The sequence below is a fragment of the Mycolicibacterium neoaurum ATCC 25795 genome (genome assembly GCF_000691525.1).
Taxonomy (GTDB): domain Bacteria; phylum Actinomycetota; class Actinomycetes; order Mycobacteriales; family Mycobacteriaceae; genus Mycobacterium; species Mycobacterium neoaurum.
Genome location: NZ_JMDW01000024.1, coordinates 18807 through 41654, shown reverse-complemented (window position 1 = coordinate 41654; position 22848 = coordinate 18807). Strand labels below are relative to the sequence as shown.

General features: G+C 66.8%; 16 protein-coding genes. 1 reads left to right on the top strand and 15 read right to left on the bottom strand.

The window, feature by feature from the left end; genetic code table 11:
• Nucleotides 1-4 precede the first annotated feature (4 nt).
• The 15 genes from IC40_RS0125300 to glf form a co-directional block, all read right to left on the bottom strand.
• Complete coding sequence (locus IC40_RS0125300; RefSeq protein ID WP_030137452.1) at nucleotides 5-409, bottom strand: hypothetical protein; 405 nt, start codon at nucleotides 407-409, stop codon at nucleotides 5-7.
• 19 nt (nucleotides 410-428) lie between these two features.
• Nucleotides 429-1043: a dihydrofolate reductase family protein gene (locus IC40_RS0125295; RefSeq protein WP_030137451.1), complete on the bottom strand. Its 615-nt coding sequence runs from the start codon at nucleotides 1041-1043 to the stop codon at nucleotides 429-431.
• Between the two features lie 64 nt (nucleotides 1044-1107).
• A complete protein-coding gene (locus IC40_RS0125290) occupies nucleotides 1108-2682 on the bottom strand; it encodes an acyl-CoA carboxylase subunit beta (RefSeq protein WP_019510929.1) in 1575 nt (524 codons plus the stop codon).
• Nucleotides 2679-8105, bottom strand: a complete 5427-nt coding sequence (pks13, locus tag IC40_RS0125285; RefSeq protein WP_030137450.1) for a polyketide synthase Pks13 — start codon at nucleotides 8103-8105, stop codon at nucleotides 2679-2681. The genes IC40_RS0125290 and pks13 overlap by 4 nt, the downstream gene beginning before the upstream one ends.
• Before the next feature lie 61 nt (nucleotides 8106-8166).
• Nucleotides 8167-10056 (bottom strand): long-chain-fatty-acid--AMP ligase FadD32, encoded by a 1890-nt coding sequence (fadD32, locus tag IC40_RS0125280; protein ID WP_019510931.1) that lies wholly within the window; start codon nucleotides 10054-10056, stop codon nucleotides 8167-8169.
• A gap of 212 nt (nucleotides 10057-10268) precedes the next feature.
• On the bottom strand, nucleotides 10269-11279 hold the full coding sequence (gene culp6 / locus IC40_RS0125275) for a carboxylesterase Culp6 (RefSeq protein ID WP_030137449.1): 1011 nt from the start codon (nucleotides 11277-11279) through the stop codon (nucleotides 10269-10271).
• Nucleotides 11280-11311: 32 nt separating this feature from the next.
• On the bottom strand, nucleotides 11312-11812 hold the full coding sequence (locus tag IC40_RS0125270; protein ID WP_030137448.1) for a hypothetical protein: 501 nt from the start codon (nucleotides 11810-11812) through the stop codon (nucleotides 11312-11314).
• Between the two features lie 48 nt (nucleotides 11813-11860).
• Nucleotides 11861-12748, bottom strand: a complete 888-nt coding sequence (locus tag IC40_RS0125265) for an esterase family protein (protein ID WP_019510934.1) — start codon at nucleotides 12746-12748, stop codon at nucleotides 11861-11863.
• A gap of 107 nt (nucleotides 12749-12855) precedes the next feature.
• Entirely contained in the window at nucleotides 12856-13857 is a 1002-nt protein-coding gene (locus IC40_RS0125260) for an esterase family protein (RefSeq protein WP_030137447.1), read from the bottom strand.
• 77 nt (nucleotides 13858-13934) lie between these two features.
• Entirely contained in the window at nucleotides 13935-14849 is a 915-nt protein-coding gene (locus IC40_RS0125255; RefSeq protein ID WP_110783264.1) for an esterase family protein, read from the bottom strand.
• Between the two features lie 187 nt (nucleotides 14850-15036).
• Nucleotides 15037-16941: a terminal beta-(1->2)-arabinofuranosyltransferase gene (aftB, locus tag IC40_RS0125250; RefSeq protein WP_110783265.1), complete on the bottom strand. Its 1905-nt coding sequence runs from the start codon at nucleotides 16939-16941 to the stop codon at nucleotides 15037-15039.
• A 46-nt stretch (nucleotides 16942-16987) separates the two neighbouring features.
• Nucleotides 16988-17908, bottom strand: coding sequence for a decaprenyl-phosphate phosphoribosyltransferase (locus IC40_RS0125245; protein WP_030137444.1), 921 nt, complete (start codon nucleotides 17906-17908; stop codon nucleotides 16988-16990).
• Nucleotides 17905-18441 (bottom strand): phosphatase PAP2 family protein, encoded by a 537-nt coding sequence (locus tag IC40_RS0125240; RefSeq protein ID WP_030137443.1) that lies wholly within the window; start codon nucleotides 18439-18441, stop codon nucleotides 17905-17907. Before IC40_RS0125240 ends, IC40_RS0125245 begins: the two co-directional genes overlap by 4 nt.
• Nucleotide 18442: 1 nt before the next feature.
• Nucleotides 18443-20380, bottom strand: coding sequence for a glycosyltransferase (locus IC40_RS0125235; protein ID WP_030137442.1), 1938 nt, complete (start codon nucleotides 20378-20380; stop codon nucleotides 18443-18445).
• The gene (gene glf / locus IC40_RS0125230; protein ID WP_030137441.1) at nucleotides 20377-21606 is read right to left on the bottom strand and encodes a UDP-galactopyranose mutase; all 1230 of its coding nucleotides are present in this window, start codon (nucleotides 21604-21606) and stop codon (nucleotides 20377-20379) included. Before glf ends, IC40_RS0125235 begins: the two co-directional genes overlap by 4 nt.
• Nucleotides 21607-21848: 242 nt before the next feature.
• On the opposite strand from glf, the gene IC40_RS0125225 reads away from it, so the two are divergent.
• The gene (locus IC40_RS0125225) at nucleotides 21849-22844 is read left to right on the top strand and encodes a YML083C domain-containing protein (protein ID WP_030137440.1); all 996 of its coding nucleotides are present in this window, start codon (nucleotides 21849-21851) and stop codon (nucleotides 22842-22844) included.
• Nucleotides 22845-22848 lie beyond the last annotated feature (4 nt).

Here is a 22848-nt window from a genome sequence, read left to right as displayed (position 1 = left end):
GATGTCATCGCACATCCCGTCCGAGCAGCCGGTCGACGAATCCGGCGACCGCATCGTCGGCACGCTCGCCCTGACTGCGCACATCGGTCATCACCTCGGCGGTGACCGAGTCCGTGGACGTGCGGATGATCGCGGGCAGATCGATACCGTCGACCACCTCATCGGCAAGGCCGACCAGGTCCAGCCGGTCGCGGGCCACCGCGTTGAGGTCGATCTGGTCCAGAATCGTCTCGATGCCGGCGGCCACCACCCGTTCGCCCCGTGCGGTCAGTTCGATCCGGCTGCGATGCAACCAGCCCCCGACGACAGGCAGCCGTTCGGCGGCGCTGTACGCCACGGCCACTCGGTCACACGCCACGGCGACGGCCCCGAGTGCGACGGTGACCGCCGGATGCACGGCATCGGACATCGTTGCATCGTAGTGCCTGCTAGAGGTGTTGTTTGGCGTCCTCATAGGAACCGCTCGGCGCCCCATCGTCCTTGGTGTAGACGCTGTGCACCACGCCGGTCCGGAATGCGGTCGAACTCAACAGTTTCAATGGCAGCGCGTCTGCGTCGCGGAACAACCGGGCGCCGGCGCCCACCACGACGGGGTGCACCAATAGGTGCAGTTCGTCGAGCAGGCCCGCGGCCAACAGCTCGCGGACCACCGACACCGATCCCGCGATCCCGATGTCGCCACCGGGCTGCGCCTTCAGTTCCTGCACGCCGGTGAGCAGATCACCGTGCAGCTGTTCGGAATTGCGCCAGTCATAGCTCGAGTTGGGCCCGAAACTCAGCCGCTGCCGCGACACCACGATCTTGCGGGTGTCGCCGAGCTTCTTCGCGAACTCGGCGTCCTCACCACCGTCTGCCTCCCGCTGCGGCCAGGCTCCGACGAAGCTGTCATACGTGGCGCGGCCGAGCAGGATGGTCTCTGCCGAGCCCAGCTGGGCATCGACGGCGGCACCCATCTCGTCGTTGAAGTACGGGAAATGCCACTGGTCGGGTGCCTCCACCACGCCGTCGAGCGAGATGAAAAGGCCTGCGGTGATCCGTGTCATGACACATACGACCACCGCAGGCCCGAAAACTCATCGCCCACCGGCGGTGGCGCGTCGCCCGCGATTACAGCGGGGTCAAACCGTGCTTGCGGAGCACCTTCTTCACGGGCTGCTTGTCGCGCAACAGGCGCAACGACTTACGGATCAGCAGCCGCGTCTCGTGCGGTTCGATGACACCGTCGATATAACCGCGTTCGGCCGCAATCCACGGGGTCGCCAGGTTCAGGTTGTAGCCCTCGATGAAGTCGGCGCGGATCTTCTGCACCTCGGGCGCGGTCGGATCCGGGAACCGTTTCACCAACAGCTGGGCCGCGCCCTCGGCGCCGATCACGGCGATGCGTGCGGTCGGCCAGGCGAAGTTGAGGTCCGCGGAGAGCTGCTTGGAGCCCATCACGGCGTAACCGCCGCCGTAGGCCTTGCGCACGATGATGGTCACCTTGGGCACATCGGCCTCGACGATGGCGTTGAAGAAACGGCCACCGCGTTTGATGATGCCGCCCTCCTCCTCGGCGACGCCGGGCATGGCACCCGGGGTGTCGACGACGAACACCAGCGGCAGGTTGAACGAATCGCAGAATCGGATGAAACCGGCAGCCTTGTCCGACGCCTCGTTGCCGACCGCGCCCGACATGTGCATCGGCTGGTTGGCGATCACGCCGACCGGGCGACCGTCGACGCGGGCGAACGCGGTGATCATCGAGGGGCTGCGCTGATCGGAGATCTCGAAGACGTCACCGTCGTCGAAGATCCGGAGCAGGATCTCGTGCATGTCGTAACCCATGTTGTCCGAGTCCGGCACGATGGTGTCGAGTTCGAGGTCGTGCGCGGTGATCTCGGGCTCCAGACCCGGATTGACGATCGGCGCATCATCGAAGTGGTTGGCAGGCAGGAAGCTCAGGTAATCCCGGACGTACTGGTAGGCCGCGGCTTCGGACTCGACCACCTTGTGGATGTTGCCGCGCCGGGCCTGCACATCGGCGCCGCCGAGCTCGTCGAAGGTGACGTCTTCGCCGGTGACGTCCTTGATCACATCGGGACCGGTGATGAACATGTAGCCCTGATCACGCACGGCCACAACGAGATCGGTCTGGATCGGCGAGTACACCGCACCGCCGGCGCACTTTCCGAAGATCAGCGAGATCTCGGGCACCAGGCCGCGCAGCATCTCGTGACGCCGGCCCAGTTCGGCGTACCAGGCCAACGACGTCGCGGTGTCCTGGATGCGCGCGCCGGCCGAGTCGTTGATACCGATGATCGGGCACCCGACCATGGCCACCCACTCCATCAGCTTGGCCACCTTGCGGCCGAACATCTCGCCGACCGAGCCCTGGAAGACCGTCTGGTCATGGCTGAACACACCGACCGGCCTGCCGTCGATGGTGCCGTGTCCGGTCACCACACCGTCGCCGTAGAAGGCGTTCGGGTCGCCGGGTGTGCGGGCCAGCGCACCGATCTCCAGGAAGCTGCCCGGATCCAGCAGCGCGTGGATGCGCGCGCGGGCACTGGGGATGCCCTTTTTGTCGCGCCGCGCCTTGGCCTTCTCGTCACCGGGATCCTTGGCCAGCTCCAGCTTTTCGCGCAGCTCGGCCAGTTTCTCCGCTGTGGTCGCGGTCTTCGGCTGTACGGGAGTTTCCGTCACGGGGTTTCCTTCTTCGCTTCGATGCGGTTGAGGGCTTCGCTCATGTGCGCGCCGACCTTGGCGATATAGGGCTCGTCGATGGCCTGGATGTGCTCACCACCGATGGGTACCACCTCGAGATCGTCGACGTAGTCGCCCCAGCCGCCGTCGGGTTTACGGGTGGCGTAGGCGGGTTCGAAGACGATGGCGTCATCGTGATAGCGGTCGGCGAGATACAGCGTGACGTGGCCGTCGTAGGGCTGGATCTCGATGGTGGCCAGCGCGCGGTTGTCCAGGTACGAGGTGCGCTGGTGTTCGATGATGCCGCCGGGGATCTGCACCCCGCTCTGGGCGACGATGTCGAGCACGTACTTGACCTGGCCCTCATCATCGAGCTTTTCCAGTTCCTCGTAAGGGATCTCCGGGATCTCGACGTTGAAGGTGCGCTCGGCGAACAGGGCGTAACGGTCCCAACGGGCCCGCATCCCCTCCTTGGACTGGTCGATCGGCTCGCCGGGCAGGGCCAGGTCGATCAGACCGACGAATCGGACATCGGCGCCGGCCCGCTTGAGGCCGATGGCGCAGGCATACGCCAGCGCGCCGCCCAGGGACCACCCGGCCAGTACGAACGGGCCGTCATGCAGCTCAAGGAGTTTGGGCACGTACTCGGCGGCCCGCTCCTCGATGGAACCCTCGACCCGCTCGATGCCGTACACCGGGATGTCGGCGGGCAACCGCTTGATCAGCGGTTCGTAGACCACCGTCGATCCGCCGGCGGGATGGAAGACGAACAGAGGGAGCGCCTTCGATCCATCGGTCGGCGGACGCAGGGTCCGCACGAAACCGTCGACGAGTCCGTCCTCGAGCTGGTCGCGAACGTGGGTGGCCAGTTCCTCGATGGTCTTGGCCGACCGCACCTGCTCGACGCTGATCGGGCCTTCGGCCCGCTCGGTCAGCCGGGCCGACATCTTGGCCGCGGTCGCCTCATCGACATCGGGCAGCTCGTTGAAGATGCCGCCAGGGGACTTGCCGGTGACGATCGCCCACGTCGCGAAGGTGACACGCTCGGCGGCATCACGTGGGGGCACGTCGGCGCCGAGCGCCTCGGTGACGGCCTCCTGGGTGAGCACCTTCGCCGCGGCCGCGGCGGCGGTCGCCTTCTTGGGCCCGCTCGGATCCGTTGGCGGAGCCGGGATATCGGCGACATCAGAGATCGGAGCCGAGATACCGGCGCCATCGGAGGTCGGCGGCGGGATCTCGATACCCACCTCGGCCAGCGACTCGGTGGTCTCCTTCTCGGTGTCACCCAGGGGATGTCCCGACTCTGCGAGTTTCGCCTCCAGCTCGGCGACCGTGGTCGCCCCGCCCATCAGCTCGGCCTGCGCGGCCGCGATCTCCTCGGCGGACTGCCCCCTCTGGGCCTCGGCCAACGCGCTGACCTCGTCGCGGTGCTCGATCGCGTACTGGATCAACTTCTCCACCGCGTACAGGTTCGCGTCACGCACCGCGGTCAGCTGGATCGGCGGCATGTCGAAGTCGTACTCGACCCGGTTCTTGATGCGCACCGCCATCAGCGAATCCAGGCCCAGCTCGATCAGCGGCACCTCCCAGGGCAGATCCTCGGGCTCATACCCCATGGCGCTGCCGACGATGGTGCCCAACCGCTGCCCGACCGTCTCCCCCGATTCGGGGTTCCACTTCGCGAAATCCGAACCCAGATTGGCCCCGGCGGTGAGGTTGTCGGCCTCGAAGGCCGGGCTGTTCTCTTCGGGCTCCTCGACGGGTACCGGTGCGGCAGCGGCGATCTCGGCAACCGTGCCCACCCCGACTGCCGTCGGCAGCGCGGTCTGTTGACCACCGCGGCTGACGATGGCGTCGTAGACGAGGGTGAAGGACTCCTCGATACGGGCGTGCACCTGCACCGACGCCCCACCGGGATGGCGGGTCAACGTCGTCACCAGCCGGGCGTTGTCCGCGGGCACCGCACGCTGCTCGGCGGCGGTCAACACCGCATCCGGAAGCACCTGTGTCGCAGCGGCCTTCACCAGGGCGGCCAGATCGGCCGCGCCGCTGGGCGCGTACTCCCAGACATGCCTGCCGTCCGGGGTGGCCACATGGGTGCCCGGTGCGACGACCGAGCTGTCCCCGGTGAAGCGGGCGTCGAGCCAGTGCTCCTTGCGCTTGAACCGGGTCAGCGGGATATCGGCGAAGTCCAGCGCACCTGCCAGGCCTCGACTACGACGCGGGAACAGCGACCGCGGATCCATGTTGTGGCCGTACACGTACAGGTGCGCCAGCGCCGTGGTCATCGAATCGACCTCGTCCTGCTTGCGCGCCAGCGTCGCGATCAATTGCGCGTCATGGAGCCCAGCGCTGGCCGTCGTCAGCCCGACCTGCATGAGCGCCACCGGATTCGGCGCGAGCTCCAGGAAGGTGGTGTACCCGTTGTCGACGGCGTTGCGGATGCCGTGGGTGAAGTAGACGCTGTGGCGCAGCCCCTTCTTCCAGTACTCGACATCGTGGATGGGTTCGGCTCCGGCCCGGACGAACTGGCCCTCGTGCACGGTGGAGAAGTAGCCGGTCTGCAGAGGACGGGCCTCGATACCCTGGATCTCGGCGGACAGCTCGCCGAGCAGCGGGTCCATCTGCTGGGTGTGGCTGGCGCCCTTGGTCTGCAGCTTGCGGGCGAACTTGCCCTCCGATTCCGCGCGCTCGATGATCGCGTCGATCTGTTCGGGCGGACCTCCGATCACCGTCTGGGTCGGTGCCGCGTAGACGCACACCTCCAGCCCGGGGAAATCGGAGAAGACCGTTTTGATCTCCTCGGCCGAGTACTCGACCAGCGCCATCAGCCGGATGTACTCACCGAACAGCATCGCCTCACCCTCACCCATCAGGTGAGCGCGCGAGCAGATGGTCCGGGTGGCATCGGCCAGTGACAGGCCACCGGAGAAGTAGGCCGCGGCCGCCTCGCCGAGCGACTGGCCCACCACCGCACCGGGTGTGGCGCCGTGGTGGCGCAGCAGCTCACCGAGCCCGATCTGCAGCGCGAAGATCACCGTCTGGACGACCTCGATCGGGTACTCGCAGGTCTCTGCCGTGTAGTCGATCGCATCGTCGAGGATGAGCTCGACGATCGAATAGCCGCGCTCGTCCTGGATGAGGGCGTCCACCTTGTTGATCCACTCGGCAAACACCTCGTCGCGCAGGTAGAGGTCCTTGCCCATCTTGCGGTGCTGGGCACCGAATCCGGCGAACACCCACACCGGGCCGTTGGTGACCGGGCCATCGGCGGCCAGCACCAGCGGGCTCTGCTTGCCATCGGCCAGCGCCCGCAGACCCTTGACGGCCTCGTCGTGGTCGTGGGCCAGCACGACGGCCCGAGAGCGGCCGTGGTTACGCCGCGACAGCGAACGACCGATCGATTCGAGCGAGGAGGCACGCCCGGCCTCGCTGTCGATCCAATCGGCGAGCTCGGCGGCGGTGCTGCGCTTGCGGGAGGTCAAAAAGCCCGAGACGAACAGCGGCACAACAGGTCTGGCGGGCTCGGCGGCGGCGAGCGCGGCGCGGCCCTCCTCGATGAGGCGCTGGGCCTCCTCGGTCAGACCGGGCAGTTCGTAGTTGTCATCGTCGTAGCTGGGGTACTCGGGCTCGTCCTCGACGAACTCGCCGTATTCGTCCATCCGCCGACCGCTGAGATTCAGCTGATCGGCATCATCGGGCGTCGCAGACGATTCGTCCTCGGCGACAGGACTTTCCGGCTCGGGCTCGACCAGATCTGAGGCCAGCACCTCGCGCAGCACCAGGTGCGCGTTGGCACCGCCGAAGCCGAAACCGGACACCCCGGCGATGGCGTGTCCGCTGTAGCGGGGCCAGTCCGAGACGGTGTCGTTGACCTTGAGGTGTTCCTTGTCGAAGTCGATATACGGGTTGGGACCCGCGTAGTTGATCGACGGCGGCAGCTTGTCGTGCTGCAGCGACAGCGCCGCCTTGGCAAGGCTGGCCGCGCCGGCCGCCGATTCCAGGTGGCCCACATTGGATTTCACCGCACCGAGCAGCGCAGGTTTGTCGTCGGCACGGCCGCGCCCGACGACCCGGCCGAGCGCGTCGGCCTCGATCGGGTCGCCCAGGATGGTGCCGGTGCCGTGCGCCTCGATGTAGTCGACATCGCGCGGATTGATCCCGGCGTCCTTGTAGGCCTTGCGCAGCACCGCTTCCTGGGCATCCGGGTTGGGTGCCAACATGCCGTTGGAGCGGCCGTCGTGGTTGACCGCACTGCCTGCGATGACGGCGATGATCTCGTCACCGTCGCGGCGCGCATCGGAAACCCGCTTGAGCACCAGCATGCCGCCGCCCTCGGATCGGGCGTAGCCGTTGGCATCCGAGGAGAACGACTTGCACCGGCCGTCCGGGGCCAGGACCCCGCCGACCTCGTCGAAGCCGATGGTGACCAACGGGGTCACCATGGCGTTCACGCCGCCGACGATCGCGACGTCGATCTCACCGGAGCGCAGCGCGCGCACACCCTGGTGCGCGGCGACCAGCGAGGACGAGCATGCGGTGTCGATGGACTCCGACGGACCGCGGAAGTCGTAGAAGTAGGACACCCGGTTGGCGATGATCGAGCTGGTGGTGCCGGTGATGGCATACGGGTGCGCCGTGGTCGGGTCGGCGACGGCGAGGAACATGTAGTCGTTGTTCGAGCTGCCCACGTAGACACCGACTTCGCCGCCGCGCAGGCTCGAGGCCGGGATACGCGCGTGCTCGAGCGCCTCCCAGGTGAGCTCGAGGGCCATCCGCTGCTGCGGATCGATGTTGTCGGCCTCCATCTTCGACAGCGCGAAGAACTCGGAGTCGAAACCCTTGATATCGGAGAGGTAGCCGCCGCGGGTGTGCGCCTTGGCCACCCGCTCGGCGATACGCGGCTCACCGAGGAACTCCGACCAGCGGCCCTCGGGCAGGTCCGAGCTGGCGTCGCGACCCTCCAGCAACGCCGCCCACATCGCCTCGGCGCTGTTCATATCACCGGGGAACCTGGTGGCCAGCCCGACGATCGCGATGTCCTCGACACCCGGTTCGCGGGTCCAGTCCTCGTCGTTGTCGACGACGGGCTCGGGCTCACCCTCGACGATGACGGTGGCCAGCGCCTCGATGGTGGGGTTGCGGAACACCACGGTGGCGGTCAGCGTGACGCCGGTCAGATCCTCGATATCGCTGGCCATGGCCACCGCGTCACGGGAGGACAGCCCGAGTTCGACCACCGGGGCCGATTCGTTGATGGAGTCCGCGGGCTGGCCCGTGGCGTTGGCGACCCAGTTGCGCAGCCATGCCCGCATCTCGGCGACGGTCATGTCACCACGAGCGGGGGCAACGGCGTCCGAGGCCGACCCGGACACCGCGGGCAAGTTGCCGTCGGTCTGCGAATTATCTTGCGCTTCAGTCATTTTCACTGTTCACTTTCGCCGCCGTGCGGCCTGGGTGGCGCGGTGAGGAACTGAATGTGCCTCAGTCCGTCTCGTCGGGGAAATCGTTGGCGATCTTGCCGCTGCGCAGGCTGCCATCGAGATATGCGGCGCGGCAGGCACGTCGGCCGATCTTGCCGCTGGAGGTACGCGGGATGGCACCGGCGGGGGTGAGCAGGACATCGCGGACGGTGACACCGTGGCGCACCGCGATGGCGGCGCGGATGTCGTCGATAACCGGTCCGAGCTCCATCTTGTGCGAGCCGGCCGCCCGCTCGGCGACGATGACCAGCTGCTCGGAGCTGTCCTCGGCGTCGAACTTCAGACCTGCGTGGGTGTCGTCGAAGACCTCGGCGGGCAACTGGTTGGCCGGCACCGAGAACGCCGCGGCGAAACCGGTGCGCACCGCCTTGGAGGCCTCCTGTGCGGAGTACTCCAGATCCTGCGGGTAGTGGTTGCGGCCGTCGATGATGACCAGATCCTTGACGCGGCCGGTGATGTAGAGGTCGCCGTCGTAGAAGGCGCCGTAGTCGCCGGTGCGCACCCAGGTGGCGTCATCGGCGGCGCCCTCGGCATGCGACGGGGTGGTCCGCGATTTCAGCGTGTTCTGGAATGTCTCGACGGTGGCCTCGGGCTTACCCCAGTAGCCGGTGCCCATGTTCTGGCCGCTGATCCAGATCTCACCGATCTGGCCGTCGGGCAGCTCGGTCGCGGACTCGGCATCGACGATCACCGCCCACTCGGAGACACCGACCTTGCCTGCCGAGGCCTGCGCGACGGCCTTGGGCGAATCGGCGTCGACCTCGACGATGGTGCCCGTGTTGAGCGCGTCGCGGTCCACGTTGATGATCTTGGGCTCTTCGGCGGCCGGGGTGGTGGACACGAACAGCGTCGCCTCGGCCAGACCGTAGGACGGTTTGATGGCCTTGGCCGGGAAACCGTACGGACCGAACGCCTCGTTGAAGCGACGCACGGTCGCCGCCGAGATCGGCTCACTGCCGTTGAGGACAGCCTTGACGTTGGACAGGTCCAGCGGCGGCTCGCCGTCCTTGGGCAGCCCACGCGCGGCGGCATGGTCGAAGGCAAAGTTCGGGGCCACCGAGATGACGCCACCGGTGTCATCGGGCTTACGTGCCATCTCCCGGATCCAGCGGGCGGGCCGTCGCACGAACGCGGCCGGGGTCATGAAGGTGAAGTGGTGGCCGATCATCGGCGCCAGCAGCGCGGTGATCAGGCCCATGTCGTGGAAGAACGGCAGCCAGGACAGGCCGCGGTCCCCCTCCTCGCCCTCCAGCGCCTCGATGATCTGGACGATGTTGGTGGCCAGGTTGAGGTGGGTGATCTGCACACCGGTCGGGATGCGGGTGGAGCCCGAGGTGTACTGCAGGTAGGCCACGGTGTCGTTGGACACGTCGCGGCGCTCCCAGGTGGCGGCCACATCGTCGGGCACCGCATCGACGGCGATGACGCGGGGTCGCTGGTTGGCCGGACGGGTGCGGAAGAACTTGCGCACACCCTCGGCGGCATCGGTGGTGGTCAGGATCGCCGAGGGCTTGCAGTCGTCGAGCACGGCATGCAAACGGCCGACGTGACCGGGCTCGGAAGGATCGAACAGCGGCACCGCGATACGGCCGGCGTAGATGGCGCCGTACATGGCGACCAGGTAGTTGAGGTTCTGCGGGCTGAGGATGGCGACCCGGTCGCCCTCGGCGGTGACCTGCTGCAGGCGCGCGGCAACGGCCCTGTTGCGGGCGCTGAACTGCGACCAGGTCAGCTCACGCGCCACACCGTCGCGCTCGGTGGAGAAGTCCAGGAAGCGATAGGCCAGCTTGTCACCGCGGACCTTCGCCCAGCGCTCGACGTGGGCGACGACACTGGCGCTCTCAGGGAACTTGATCTGTCCGTTCTTGATGAACGGATTGTGAAACGGCATCAAATACTCCTGTCACGCACACTTCTCATGGTCGCCCCCGAACGTGGGAAAGCGTACCGGTGGAGCGTGTTCGAGCCTGCGCCCGACGACACGCCACTCTTAGTTTTCTCTTAATGTTAATTGTTCGATTCGCGCAGGCCAAATCTGGTTACCGGCGAGTCGGGTCCCCGGCGGGCGAAGCGGCGGGGATACGGCCCGACCGGTGATCGTGACTAGCCGTGCTTGGGCTCCGGCGCGTTCTGCAGCAGATCGCGTGCCCAGCCGAGCGTCCACTGGGTAGACGTCCTACCGTCCATTTGCCAGAACTGTGGGGTGTTGTACAGCGCGTGCACGGGGCCCGCCGTGCTGCCGAGCAGGGCGTTGATCGTGGCCGGCAGGTTGGCGATGGAGAATGCCGACTCCGGTGCCGCGCAGATCAGGTCACCGTTGGCGCAGATCTGATAGGTCCGGTTGTCGAGTTCCCCGAATCCGCCATCGCGCGGTCCGGTCATCGCCAGACCCATCGCCGCGAGCATCGGCACCTCGTGCAGGGTGATCTCGGCTCCCTGGCCCGGGGCGTTGGGCTGCAGGTTCTGCCCGACCCCTTCCTGACGCCGGCCGTCGGCGATCAGCGTCACCCCGAGCACCAGATCCTGGTCGACAGGCCCGCGACCGTTGCCGATATCGCTGGCGAGATCACCGGCGATCACCGCGCCCTGGGAGAAGCCGACCAGCACGTAGCTGGTCAACGGGCAGCGGTTGTTCATATCGGTGATCGCCCGCACCGCAGCGTCCTTACCCTCGGCGCGGCTGTCGTTGTAGGACATCTGGCCGTCCGCCGAGAACGGATTGTGGAACTGGGCGGTGTAGGGGACCGTGTAGATCTCGACGCGGTCGGTGCCGAACTCCGCGCGCAGCGGGTTGGTGACGTTGAGCAGCAGCGCGATCGGGAACTGCACCGGATTGAGCGGGTCGAGCTGACGGGACGATTCCCAGGTGCCCGGTATCGAGACCAGCTGGACATCCGGGCAGCTCGCATCCTGGAATTCCGGTCGCGGCTTGCCGGTCGGCGGCACCGCGGTCGGCACATCGGTCGGCTGTCCGGGGGTCGCCAGCGGCGGGGTATCCGGCTGCCGCAGCCACACCACGACACCGGCGACCAGCACCGCCACCAGGACGGCGACCGCAGCAGCGGCAGCCAGGGCCAGGATGCGGTGCCGTTTGCGTCGGCTGTTGTTGGCCATGCGTCATTAACTCCAGAGGTCCGTGCGCTGCTTCAGCAGAGCCGTTCGGTTGCGATGCGAATGTAATCAGCGGTCGCCGCGTCGACGTCACCGACCTCCGGCGCCATCGAGCTGGAATGGGCGTCGTGCAGATCGTTGCGCACCAGTGGCAGCACGAAATCCCACACCGCCTGCTCGGTCTGTTTGGCCGCCCGCGCCTGGCAGACGTAGGCGCCGATGCTCAGCGCCATGAGGTCATCGGAGGGGTGCACCCCAGAGTCAATCAGGGCATCCAGATAGGACTGCTGGCGCGGTGTCACCGTCAGGTGCTCGCTGGGTCCGCCGGAGCGGGTGGCACCCATCATCCCGTCGGTGCGAGCCATCGAGGACTCCTCGGCGGGCATCCCGACCGAGGCCAATGTGGTGTCCCCCGCGGTACACCCGCACGAGAGGGTCCCGACCGCGGCCGCCGTCATGGCGAGCAGCAGCGGTGTCAGCCGCAGGGTCGGCCACTTTGCCAGACCCGCACTGATCCGTCCGTTGCGCTGCACCATTCCACGGTACCGGCTGTTCTGCCGGTGCCATCGAACGTGATCAAACCGTCAGCGGATGGCCGCTGCCAGGTCACCGGACAGGGCCGCGAGCTGACCGGCCCAGCTACCCCAGTCGTGCTGGCCGTCGACCGGGAAGTCGAAATGCCCGTTACGTCCACCGATGGCGCGGTAATGCGAATAGAAGGTGCGGTTGCTGCCTTGGGCCTGCGCGCAATCGTTGATCATCGCGACCGGGTCGCTGCAGGTCGTGGTCTGCGGGCTGAAGACCCACAGCCGGGTGTTGTTGTCCACCAGCAGCTGGGCGTGCACGTCCGGGTCATGCCACTTCCAGCGGCCGAACTGCACCGGGCCCCACATCCGCTGGGTGTCGACCCCGCCGTACTGCGCCATCCCTGCTGTGATCGCCCCGTTCTCGAATGTGCGCGACGGGGTCAGGAAACCCGAGAGCGAGCCCGCATAGCGGAACCGGTCCGGGTGGAAGGTCGCCAGCATGAGCGCACCGGTACCACCCTGCGAGGCACCGACGACACCGTGCCCGCTGGGCGCCAGCCCCTTGTTGGCGGCCAGCCAGTCCGGTAGTTCGGTCGCCAGGAAGGTCTCCCACTGCTTGGAACCGTCCTGCTCCCAGTTCGTGTAGAGGCTCCACGCCCCACCGGCCGGAGCGGCCACCGAAATGCCCTTGCCCGCCAGGGTGTTCATCGCGTTGCCCGCGGTCACCCAGTTGCTGACATCGGGTGCGGCGTTGAAGGCATCGAGCAGGAAGACCGCATGCGGCCCGCCGCCCTGAAATGCCACCGGAATGGCGCGGCCCATGGCCGCGGAGGGAACCATCAGGTATTCGACGCCGTCGGCACGCGCGGCCGGTTCCGTCGTTGCCGACACCGTCCACAGGCCCAGCGCCATCAGCACCGCATACGCAAGAGCCTGCAGCCTCATGTCCCACCTCGTCTTCGATCGTGTGTTTGCCCGCCGCCGCGTTGTAGTGAATCACATCACCACTGCGGCGGTCGGCGCAACGACCCACCACGGCCCGTGGGCGGGACCTACCCGGCGGCGGGCGTTGCGCTCAGCACCCGCTGGATATCGGGCTTCATGGCCTGCAACTGTGCACCCCAGTAACCCCAGCTGTGGGTGCCGTTCTCCGGGAAGTTGAACACGCCGTTGCTGCCGCCGTTGGCCAGGTAGGTGTCGCGGAAGGTCTTGTTGGTCCGCAGCGTGAAACCCTCGAGGAACTTCGCATTGAAGAGGTTGCCCGCGCTGGCACCGGCGTCGAGGTCCGACGGCTTGCCGTTGCCACAGAAGATCCAGATGCGGGTGTTGTTGGCGATCAGCTTGTCGATGTTGACGTACGGATCGTTGCGCTTCCACGCCGGGTCACTGGACGGGCCCCACATGTCCTCGGACTTGAATCCGCCGGCATCACCCATCGACAGTCCCACCAACATCGGCCACCAACCCTCGGACAGGTTCAGGAAGCCCGACAGCGATGCGGCATACGGAAACTGCTGGGGGTGGTAGATGGCCAGCGTCAAGGCCGCCGAGCCGGCCATCGACAGCCCGACCACGGCACTTCCAGTCGGCTTGACGGCTTTGTTGGACTGCAACCAGGCGGGCAGCTCCTGCGTGAGGAAGGTCTCCCACTTGTAGGTGTAGGTGCCGTTCTTGCCCTTGGCCGGCTTGTACCAGTCGGAGTAGAAGCTGGACTGGCCGCCGACGGGCATGACCACCGACAGACCGGAATGGTCGTACCACTCGAATGCCGCGGTGTTGATATCCCAGCCGTTGAAGTCATCCTGGGCGCGCAGACCGTCGAGCAGGTAGACCGCGGGCGCATTCTCACCGCCGCTCTGGAACTGGATGCGGATGTCTCGGCCCATCCCGGCCGACGGCACGTCCAAATACTCCACCGCGAGACCCGGCCGGGAGAAGGCGGCGGCAGTCGCCGAGTCGCCGACGACGCTCACCAGACCCGGTAGCACCGCGGCCGCGGCGGCCGCGACGGTCACTTTGCGGGTGGCACCGCGCATCCACTCGGCGAAAGTCATATGTATTGGGATCCCGTCTGTTGTGGCCCGGACTCGAAGGCCCGTGTAGTCAACCACAATTGGCTGGGATGTCCCGCTCAGCGAACGAGGGTGGCGATCAGATCTGGCTTGAGCGCTTGCAATTGGGCACCCCAGTACACCCACGAATGATTGCCTGCCGCAGGGAATTCGAAGGTTGCATTGGTCCCACCGGCAGCGGTGTAGCGCTCCTGGAACTTCTTGTTGCTACCGATCGCCAGACCCTCCAGGCTGTCGGCGTTGAACTTCTGGGCGGGGTCACCGTTGACGTCCAACGGAGTGGAACCGCCTGGCGCACAGTAAATCCACAGCCGAGTGCCAGCGGCGACCAACTTGCCGACCTGCTCAACGGGGTCGTTGCGCTTCCATGCCGGATCCCAGGGCGGACCCCACATGTTGTCGACGTTGTAGCCACCGGCATCGAGCATCGCGACGCGGATTGCCTGCTTCATGAAGGCGGTGGACGGGTTGAGAAATCCCGACAACGATGCCGCATAACGGAATTGGTTCGGATGGTAGGCGGCGAGGATCAAGGCCGCGCCGCCGGCCATCGACAGTCCGACCACCCCGTTGCCTGCGGGTGAGATCTGCTTCTCGGCTGCCAGCCACTGCGGAAGCTCGCTGGTGAGGAACGTCTCCCACTTGTAGGTGTACTGCTGGCTGTTGAACGACGACGGGGAGTACCAGTCACTGTAGAAGCTGGACTGGCCGCCCACCGGCATCACCACCGACAGGCCCGAATCGTGGAACCACTCGAAGGCCGGAGTGTTGATATCCCAGCCGTTGTAGTCGTCCTGGGCTCGCAGCCCATCGAGCAGGTAGACCGCATTCGGTCCGCCGGGCTGAAATTGGACCCGGATATTGCGGTTCATGGCGGTGGAGAACACGTCGAGGTACTCGACCGGCAACCCTTCCCTGGAGAAGGCCGCGGCCGTCGGCGCGGGCACCGCGGCGACGGTGGCGAGCGCGACCATCGTGGCCAACGCACGCGAGAGCAGAGTCAGGGTCCTACGCATGCTGTGTTTATCCGTCCATCTCAGCGGTGACGCCACCCACCGAGTCACCAGGTGGTGGCGCGTTGCGGGCATTACGGGCCACGCTCATGTATCGGCCCAACATAACCGCGGCGTTACCGCCGCTGCAAAACCCTTGTTAGCTGGGTCACGGTCCGGTGGCGGGCAATCCGGTGTAGATGGGCGTCTTCGGCGGAGGTGCATCCAGCTTGCAGCGGTATAGCTCATAGAGCGGAACGCGGTCGATGCGATAGCTGCCGAACTCCATTGCGTGGAAGAAGTTGGAGAGGAAACGACGCGGTCCCATCGGTCCGCGCACCGAGGTCAGGATCGCTTCGGTGTCGGGACACCTCAGGGCGACCTCCGCCTGGGCGATCCAGTCCTCGTCGAGGTACTGCGGTATGTAGGGGCGCTGCTTTAGGAAGGGACCCTCGGCCACCGCCCAGTCCGGGAAGAGGTTCTTGTCGTGCCCGATCCGGGCATCCTCCAAGCGCTCCGTGTGCGCGGCCAATGGATTGGTCAGGCCGATCTGATCGATCACCCGCACGTCGAGCCCGACATTCATCCCGAGCATGCCCATGTTGGTGAAAAAGACTGTGTGCGGCCCGGTTTGGCCCGGCGGCCGAGGCTTGTCCGGTGGCGGTGGAATGGCCGGGACGACATCCCAGACGTCGTAATTCCCCGAGGGCAGCAACAGTGCGCCATCGGGCGTGTTGCGCAACGCCACGAGTACCGCGCGCATCCGGGGGTAGTCCAGGTAATCCGCTGCGGTCAGCGGGTGAGCGTGTCCGGTGGCCTGGGCGTAGAACCGGCGTTCATCGACGATTCCGGAGTAGGTGACGCGGGTGGCGTCTGCACCCATGCCCGGCGAATTCGCTGCCCACAGCGCCCATCCCGCGACACCGACCCACAGCAGGCTCGCCGAACCGGTGAGCAGATACACCGTGCGCCGGGCCGCCCCGGCGCGCTCGGGCACCGTTATCGGAACCACCGCCACCGGCGTGAGCATCAGGAACAACGCGGTCAGCAGCACCCGGCCGTGCATGAAGTCGCCACCTTGGCGCACCCAGTAGACCGCTTGGACGACACCACTGACGACCACGAAAACCACCGCAGCGGTGGGATTCTGAACAATCTTCGCCAGCCGGGATCCGGTCGGCTCGAAGGTCTGTTGCGGCGCCCGGTCGCGGACCAGCACCAGGACCAGGACCACCGCGAGTGCGGCCAGCAGCACCAGTGGGATCCACAGCAGATAGGGCGCGTTGAAGTTGCCGAGGTAGAGCAGGCCCTGGCTCCACTTGGCACCGGAGGCGTCCTTGGCCACCGCGGTCTGGGGCACCAACAGTCCGTAATAGCCCATCCGGAAGATCTGGTAGGCCACCGGAAGCGCGCCGCCCGCCCCGATGATCAGCAACCGTCGACCGCGGCCAGGGGCAGCCAATACCATCATGACCAGCGCAACACCGCCGACGAGCGCCAACTCCGGGCGGACCAGCACGCTGAGCCCCGCGACGAAGGCCAGCACCGCGGTCAGGCCGGCACCGGTGTGACCGCGGGCCTGCGACCAGCGCACCAGCAGCCACCACAACAGGCCGATATAGGCCAGCACCAGGCCGTTTTCAAGGCCCGATGACGCGAAATCCCGTGCCGGAGGGACCGCGATATAGACCAGCACGCCGGCGGGCAGCAGCACCGCTCGACGGCCGGCGAGCAGCGGTGCGTACAACCGGGCGGTACCCAGCATCACCAGCACGACGCCGGCCACACTGAGTCCCAGCGCAAGCGCCAGTGCGACATACTCCAATCGCACCGGACCCGCGACCCAACTCGTCGCGGTGATCAGGTAGGTCCACAAGGTGGAAGTGTTCGATTCGACACGCTCACCGACGTTGAAGACCGGCCCGTTGCCCGCCAACAGATTCCGCACCGTGCGCAGCACGATCAGACCGTCATCGGCCATCCAGCGGCGCTGCCAGGCACCCCAGCCGAACAGCACGGCGACCACCAGCACCGACAGCCAGAGGCTGGCCCGCACCGGGACGCTGTAGCGCACGACCGGCCTGCTGCTCAGCCGTGCGGCGGTCGCCGCGGCGAGACGATCAACTGAAGTAGGCAGCCGCACCGACGGTACCGATCAAGGCCAGGGCGAGCACCTGCAGCACCCGGTCGCCAAGGGCGATCTCCTCGGGCTCGCCGGCGTGCCCGCCGTCGATGTCGACCGCATAGCGCAGGATCGCGATGGTGAACGGGATGATCGAGATGGCCCACCACGATGCCGAACCGCCGTCGCGCTCGAAAGCGAACAGCGCGTAGCACAGCACCACCGCGGTGGCGGCCAGCGTCCAGACGAAGCGCAGGTATCCGCTGGTGTAGCTCTCCAGCGACTTGCGGATCTTGGCACCCGTGCGCTCGGCGAGTTGCAGCTCCGCGTACCGCTTTCCGGCCGCCATGAACAGCGAACCGAAGGCCATCACGAGCAGGAACCACTGCGAGAGTTGGATTCCCGCGGCGACACCACCGGCGATGGCGCGGATGAGGAAGCCGGAGGACACGATGCAGATATCGATGACCGGCTGGTGTTTGAGGCCGAAACAATAGGCCAGCTGGATGACGATGTAGACGCCGATCACCACGGCGAGGTTGGGCGAGACCAGCCAGGAGATGACCAGGGCGGCCACCCCGAGCACGACGGCCAGGATGTAGGCCAGAGATTCGGGAACCACACCGGCCGCGATCGGCCGGAACCGCTTGGTGGGATGGGCCCGGTCGGCCTCCACATCGCGTGCATCGTTGACCAGGTACACCGACGAGGCGGCCAGGCTGAACACCACGAAGGCCACCAGCACCTTGACCAGGACCGTGCGGTAGTCGTCGACGACGAAGCGGTCGTCACCGAGTGCGGCCACCGGGGCGGCGAATACCAAGACGTTCTTCACCCACTGACGCGGGCGCAGCGCCTTGACGATTCCCGCCGCCAGGTTCTTCGGTGGCGCGTGAGTCGGGTGCGGTTCTTCGCTCACAGTCCTGATTCCTTTCGGCCCGCCGTGCGGTCCGCGACAGCGTCCACGGTTCTGGCGACCGCCGCGCCGACCACAACACCGGTCAACACGTCGGTCGGGTAGTGCACGCCGAGGACCAGACGCGACAGCGCCATCGGCGGAATCAGCAGCCACGGTAGCGGGAGCCCGGTGACGCGGCCAAGCAGGATGGCCGCAGCAGTGGTCGACGTGGCGTGTGCCGAGGGGAAACTCAGCTTGCTCGGGGTGCCGACGTTGACCGCGATGGCCGGGTGGTGCGGGCGTTTACGCTTGACGACCCGTTTGATCACCACCGCGGCGGCATGCGCGGCGAAGGCGCCGATGCCCGCGGTGAGCCAGGCGCGGCGGCGCTGCGGCTGCAGCACGGCTCCCAGCACGGAGACGCCGACCCAGCCCGCGCTGTGCTCACCGAAGTGCGAGAGGGTTCGCGCGGTCGTCAATACCCCGGGCCGACCGGCCAATGCGGACTGAACCGCGACGAGTGCCGCCTCTTCGGGCGCCAGATCCGCAGTCACGTCAGGCCCGCTCCAGCGCCGACTGGTTCAGGACGGCCTCCCAGCGGCGAGGGCTGGTGAGCTCGGGCAGCGCGGCGCGGTACACCTTGCGCATTCTGTCGAACTTACGGACCAACAGCAGCTGTCGTTTGAGCGACTCGCGCAGCAGCCCGAACATCTTTTCCCGGTCGCGCTGCCGGTACACCACGCCGCGGCCGTCGGCGGTGGTCACGGTGACCCCGTCGACCGTGCACAGCGAGAACCACCGGGCGTCCTGGGTGGCGACGTTGATCTGCGGGCGCACGTGGTGCGCCGGGTCGTGCGGTGAGAGCTGATGGGCCACACCGCGTGTCAAGCGGGACGCGATGGACAGCGGGTTGGTCGGGATGGCGACCTTCTTGCGCCACCTCTTGTCCGACGGGGCAGGCAATGCGCTGGCGCTCTCCAGCACCACGGCGTCCGGGAACTGCTGCCGCAAGGCGCGGACTTCCGGCAGCGCGGATTCCAGGATCGAGAAGATGTGGTCGGGTCCGGCGAGGAAGTCGTCCATCGCCTTGTTCTGAATGGCGACCGTCGAGTATTCAAGGCAGAGCAGGTGTTTCAGCGTCGCCTTCAGATGGCTGGCAACCAGACCACCGATCTTGCCGTCCCAGTGCAGGGCCGCCACCACCAACCGGTTGCGCAGGTGAAAGTAGGCCTGCCAGTCGATGGCATCGTCCTTGTCGCTCCAGGCCATATGCCAGATGGCCGCGCCCGGCAAAGTGACCGTCGGGTAGCCGTGTTCGCCCGCGCGCAGACCGTACTCGGAGTCATCCCACTTGATGAACAGCGGCAGCGGCTGACCGAGCTCCTGGGCCACCTTGCGCGGGATCATGCACATCCACCAGCCGTTGTAGTCGACATCGATGCGGCGGTGCAGCATCCGGCTGCGCTCGTGCTCCTCGGAGTTCAGCGGGTACTTGGCGAAGTTGTGGTCGTACTCGGTGTTGATCGCGCCGGTCCACATGAAGTTCTCGGAGTCGATCATCTCGCCCATGACGTGCAAGTGGCTGGGCTCCTGCAGGTTGAGCATCTGCCCACCGACGAGGGTCGGCACCTTGGCGAACCGGTTGAAGGCCAGTGCCCGCAGGATGGAGTCCGGCTCGACGCGGATATCGTCGTCCATGAACAGGATCTGTTCGCACTCGGTGTTCTTCAAAGCCTCGTACATGACCCGGCTGTATCCCCCGGACCCACCGAGATTGGGCTGGTAGCGAATCATCAGACGGTCCCCGAGGGCGGCCGCGGCCGCCTCGAAACCCGGGTGGTCCTTGGCCTTGTTGTTGCCCTGATCGGAGACGATGACCGTACTGATCACCTTGTCGACCAATGGATCCGATGTCAGCGCGGCCAGCGCGCTCACGCAGTCGGCCGGCCGGTTGAAGGTCGGGATGCCGATGGCCACATCGGCCCGGCCGGGCGCCTGGACCGGGGCGTACCAGCCGGCGCTGTGCACCGTCACCGCGGTGTCGGTGGTGACGTCGAACCAGATCCAACCGCCGTCTTCGAACGGGGCGAGTTCGACCTCGAACTCGATGACCGCGGGCGTCTCGCCGACGCTGGAGGCCTCGGTTCCGCCGACGGTGATCCGAGCGCCGGTGGCCTTGGACCGGTAGAGGTCGATGCGGGCGGTACCGGTCAGTTCGACACGCAGCACCACCGATTCCAGAATCGACCAACGCCGCCAGTAGCTCGCCGGAAAGGCGTTGAAGTAGGTGGCGAACGACACCTCCGACTCGGCACCGATCTCCAGGGTGGTGCGGGTCGGCGCGTGCGCACGCCGGGCATTGGTCTCGGATTCCTCGATGTAGAGCTTGCGGACATCGAGCGGTTCGCCGGGTCGCGGCAGGATGATCCGCGACAGCAGGCTCACCGCACGCGACTCGGTCGAGTCCAGTGCTCCGGATGGGATGTCGCTCATGATGGATTGCTGCCTTCGTCGTTGGCGTTCAGCGCAGCACCGTCGCGCAAGTGCGGCGCCAGAATGTTGTCGTACATGTTGAGCGCGCTGGCGATCGCCATGTGCATGTCGAGGTACTGATAGGTGCCCAGCCGCCCGCCGAAGAGCACCTTGGCCGTTGCGGTCTCGGCCTTGGCCCGCTCGCGATACCCGGCCAACAGACGCCGGTCGGCATCGGTGTTGATCGGGTAGTACGGCTCGTCATCGGCCTCGGCGAAGCGGGAGAACTCCCGCATGATCACCGTCTTGTCGTTCGGATAATCCCGCTCGGGATGGAAGTGCCGGAACTCGTGGATGCGGGTGAACGGCACGTCGGCGTCGTTGTAGTTCATGACGGGTGTGCCCTGGAAATCACCGGTGGGGAGCACCTCGGTCTCGAAGTCCAGCGTGCGCCAGCCGAGGCGGCCGTCGACATAGTCGAAGTAGCGATCCAGCGGGCCGGTGTAGACCACCGGAGCATCCGGACTCTGCGCTCTGAGCTCGTCGCGGACGTCGAACCAGTCGGTGTCCAGTCGCACCTCGATACGCTCGTCGGCCGCCATGTTCTGCAGCCAGGCGGTGTAACCGTCGACCGGCAGCCCCTCATAGGTGTCGTTGAAGTACCGGTTGTCGAAGTTGTAGCGCACCGGCAGCCGATTGATGATGGCGGCGGGCAGCTCGGCGGGATCGGTCTGCCACTGCTTGGCCGTGTAGTGCTTGACGAACGCCTCGTAGAGCGGGCGGCCGATCAGCGAGATGGCCTTCTCTTCCAGGTTCTGCGCATCCGCGGTGTCGATCTCGGCGGCCTGCTCTTTGATCAGCGCACGGGCCTCATCGGGGCTGAAGTACCGCCCGAAGAACTGCGAAACCAGACCGAGGCCCATCGGGAACTGATAGGCCTGGCCCGCGTGCAGCGCGAACACCCGGTGTTGGTAGCCGGTGAAGTCGGTGAAGTTGCGTACGTAGTCCCACACCCGCTTGTTGGACGTGTGGAAGAGGTGCGCGCCGTAGCGGTGGATCTCGATACCGGTGGCGGGGTCCGCCTCCGAGTACGCGTTACCTCCTATATGGGAGCGTCGCTCGACGACGAGCACACGCTTGCCGAGCTGGGTGGCCGCGCGCTCGGCGATCGTCAGGCCGAAGAATCCGGATCCCACGATGATGAGGTCAAAGCGGTCGGAGGGCAGGCCAGGAGATTGATCGGTCATCGGCAGCAAGGGTATCCGACCGGTGCCCGCCGACCCGAAACGTGTGACATGCCCGGTCGAACGGCAGGTCGCGATTCGCTCACGATTCCGCATCGTCACTCTAGACCCACTAGTCACAGCAGTACCATCAAACGCGTTGGCAGCTCGGCGGTTACCGGGGCACGAGAACCATCGCAACGCCAACCGTGTCACCCGAGCAGCACCCGAAAAACACACGTAGTCCATGTATTGAGGAGACTTCCGTGCCGAACCGACGTCGACGCAAGCTCTCGACAGCCATGAGCGCAGTCGCCGCCCTGGCCGTCGCAAGTCCAGTTGCCATTGCCGCCGTATCCGAGATGTCCGAGGCGAAGGAACCGCAGCATCGCGAGTTCGTGCACGCCGCGATGATCACCGACCTTCCGATGGAGCTGTTCTCGGCGCTGTCGCAGGGACTCTCGCAGTTCGGCGTCAACATGCCCCCGATCCCGACCGGTCTGCTGTCCGGCGCATCGGCGGCGAGCCCGACGCTGACCTCCCCCGGTTTGGCCTCCCCCGGCCTGACCTCCCCGGGCCTCACCTCGCCCGGTCTGACCACGCCGGGCCTGACCGCGCCAGGGCTCACCACCCCAGGGCTGACGACCCCCGAACTGACCACGCCCGGTCTGACCACGCCCGGTCTGACCACGCCAGGTCTGACCACCCCGGAGCTGACGACGCCCGGGTTGACGACACCGGGGCTCACGACGCCGGGGTTGACCACACCGGAGCTCAGTACACCCGGTCTGAGCATTCCGCCGGTCGGCGCTGCCGGACCGTCGCTGTCACCGGGCGCCCTGTCACCGACCTCGCTGACCGCTCCCGGCCTGACCAGCCCGGTGGGCCTGACCGATCCGGGTCTCGGCGGCGTGGGGCTGCCGGGTGAAATCCCGATCGCCGCGCCGATCGGCCTGGATCCGATGGCGGGTACCTACCCGATCCTCGGCGCCGAGCCGTCGCTGGCGGCGCCGATGGCCGCGCCGGGCAGCGGCGGACTGCTGGGCACCATCAACAGCGCCGCCGAACAGCTCGGCGCCGGGCAGGCGATCGACCTGCTCAAGGGCATGGTGATGCCGGCGATCATGTCGGCGGTCAAGAGCGCGGCTCCGGCAGCTGCTCCCGCAGCGGCGGCCGCCCCGGCCGCAGCGGCACCGGCACTCGGTGCGGCCGAGGCCGCCACGGGTGCGGCCGCGGCAGCAGCATCGGCCGCCGGAGCGTAGTCGG

Bases quoted from the DNA above. Each gene is read 5' to 3' on its own strand.
- IC40_RS0125265 (WP_019510934.1), bottom strand. From the start codon at position 12,748: ATGAGGCTGCAGGCTCTTGCGTATGCGGTGCTGATGGCGCTGGGCCTG.
- IC40_RS0125260 (WP_030137447.1), bottom strand. From the start codon at position 13,857: ATGACTTTCGCCGAGTGGATGCGCGGTGCCACCCGCAAAGTGACCGTC.
- culp6 (WP_030137449.1), bottom strand. From the start codon at position 11,279: ATGGCCAACAACAGCCGACGCAAACGGCACCGCATCCTGGCCCTGGCT.
- IC40_RS0125300 (WP_030137452.1), bottom strand. From the start codon at position 409: ATGTCCGATGCCGTGCATCCGGCGGTCACCGTCGCACTCGGGGCCGTC.
- fadD32 (WP_019510931.1), bottom strand. From the start codon at position 10,056: ATGCCGTTTCACAATCCGTTCATCAAGAACGGACAGATCAAGTTCCCT.
- IC40_RS0125295 (WP_030137451.1), bottom strand. From the start codon at position 1,043: ATGACACGGATCACCGCAGGCCTTTTCATCTCGCTCGACGGCGTGGTG.
- pks13 (WP_030137450.1), bottom strand. From the start codon at position 8,105: ATGACTGAAGCGCAAGATAATTCGCAGACCGACGGCAACTTGCCCGCG.
- IC40_RS0125235 (WP_030137442.1), bottom strand. From the start codon at position 20,380: ATGAGCGACATCCCATCCGGAGCACTGGACTCGACCGAGTCGCGTGCG.
- IC40_RS0125270 (WP_030137448.1), bottom strand. From the start codon at position 11,812: ATGGTGCAGCGCAACGGACGGATCAGTGCGGGTCTGGCAAAGTGGCCG.
- glf (WP_030137441.1), bottom strand. From the start codon at position 21,606: ATGACCGATCAATCTCCTGGCCTGCCCTCCGACCGCTTTGACCTCATC.
- IC40_RS0125255 (WP_110783264.1), bottom strand. From the start codon at position 14,849: ATGGTCGCGCTCGCCACCGTCGCCGCGGTGCCCGCGCCGACGGCCGCG.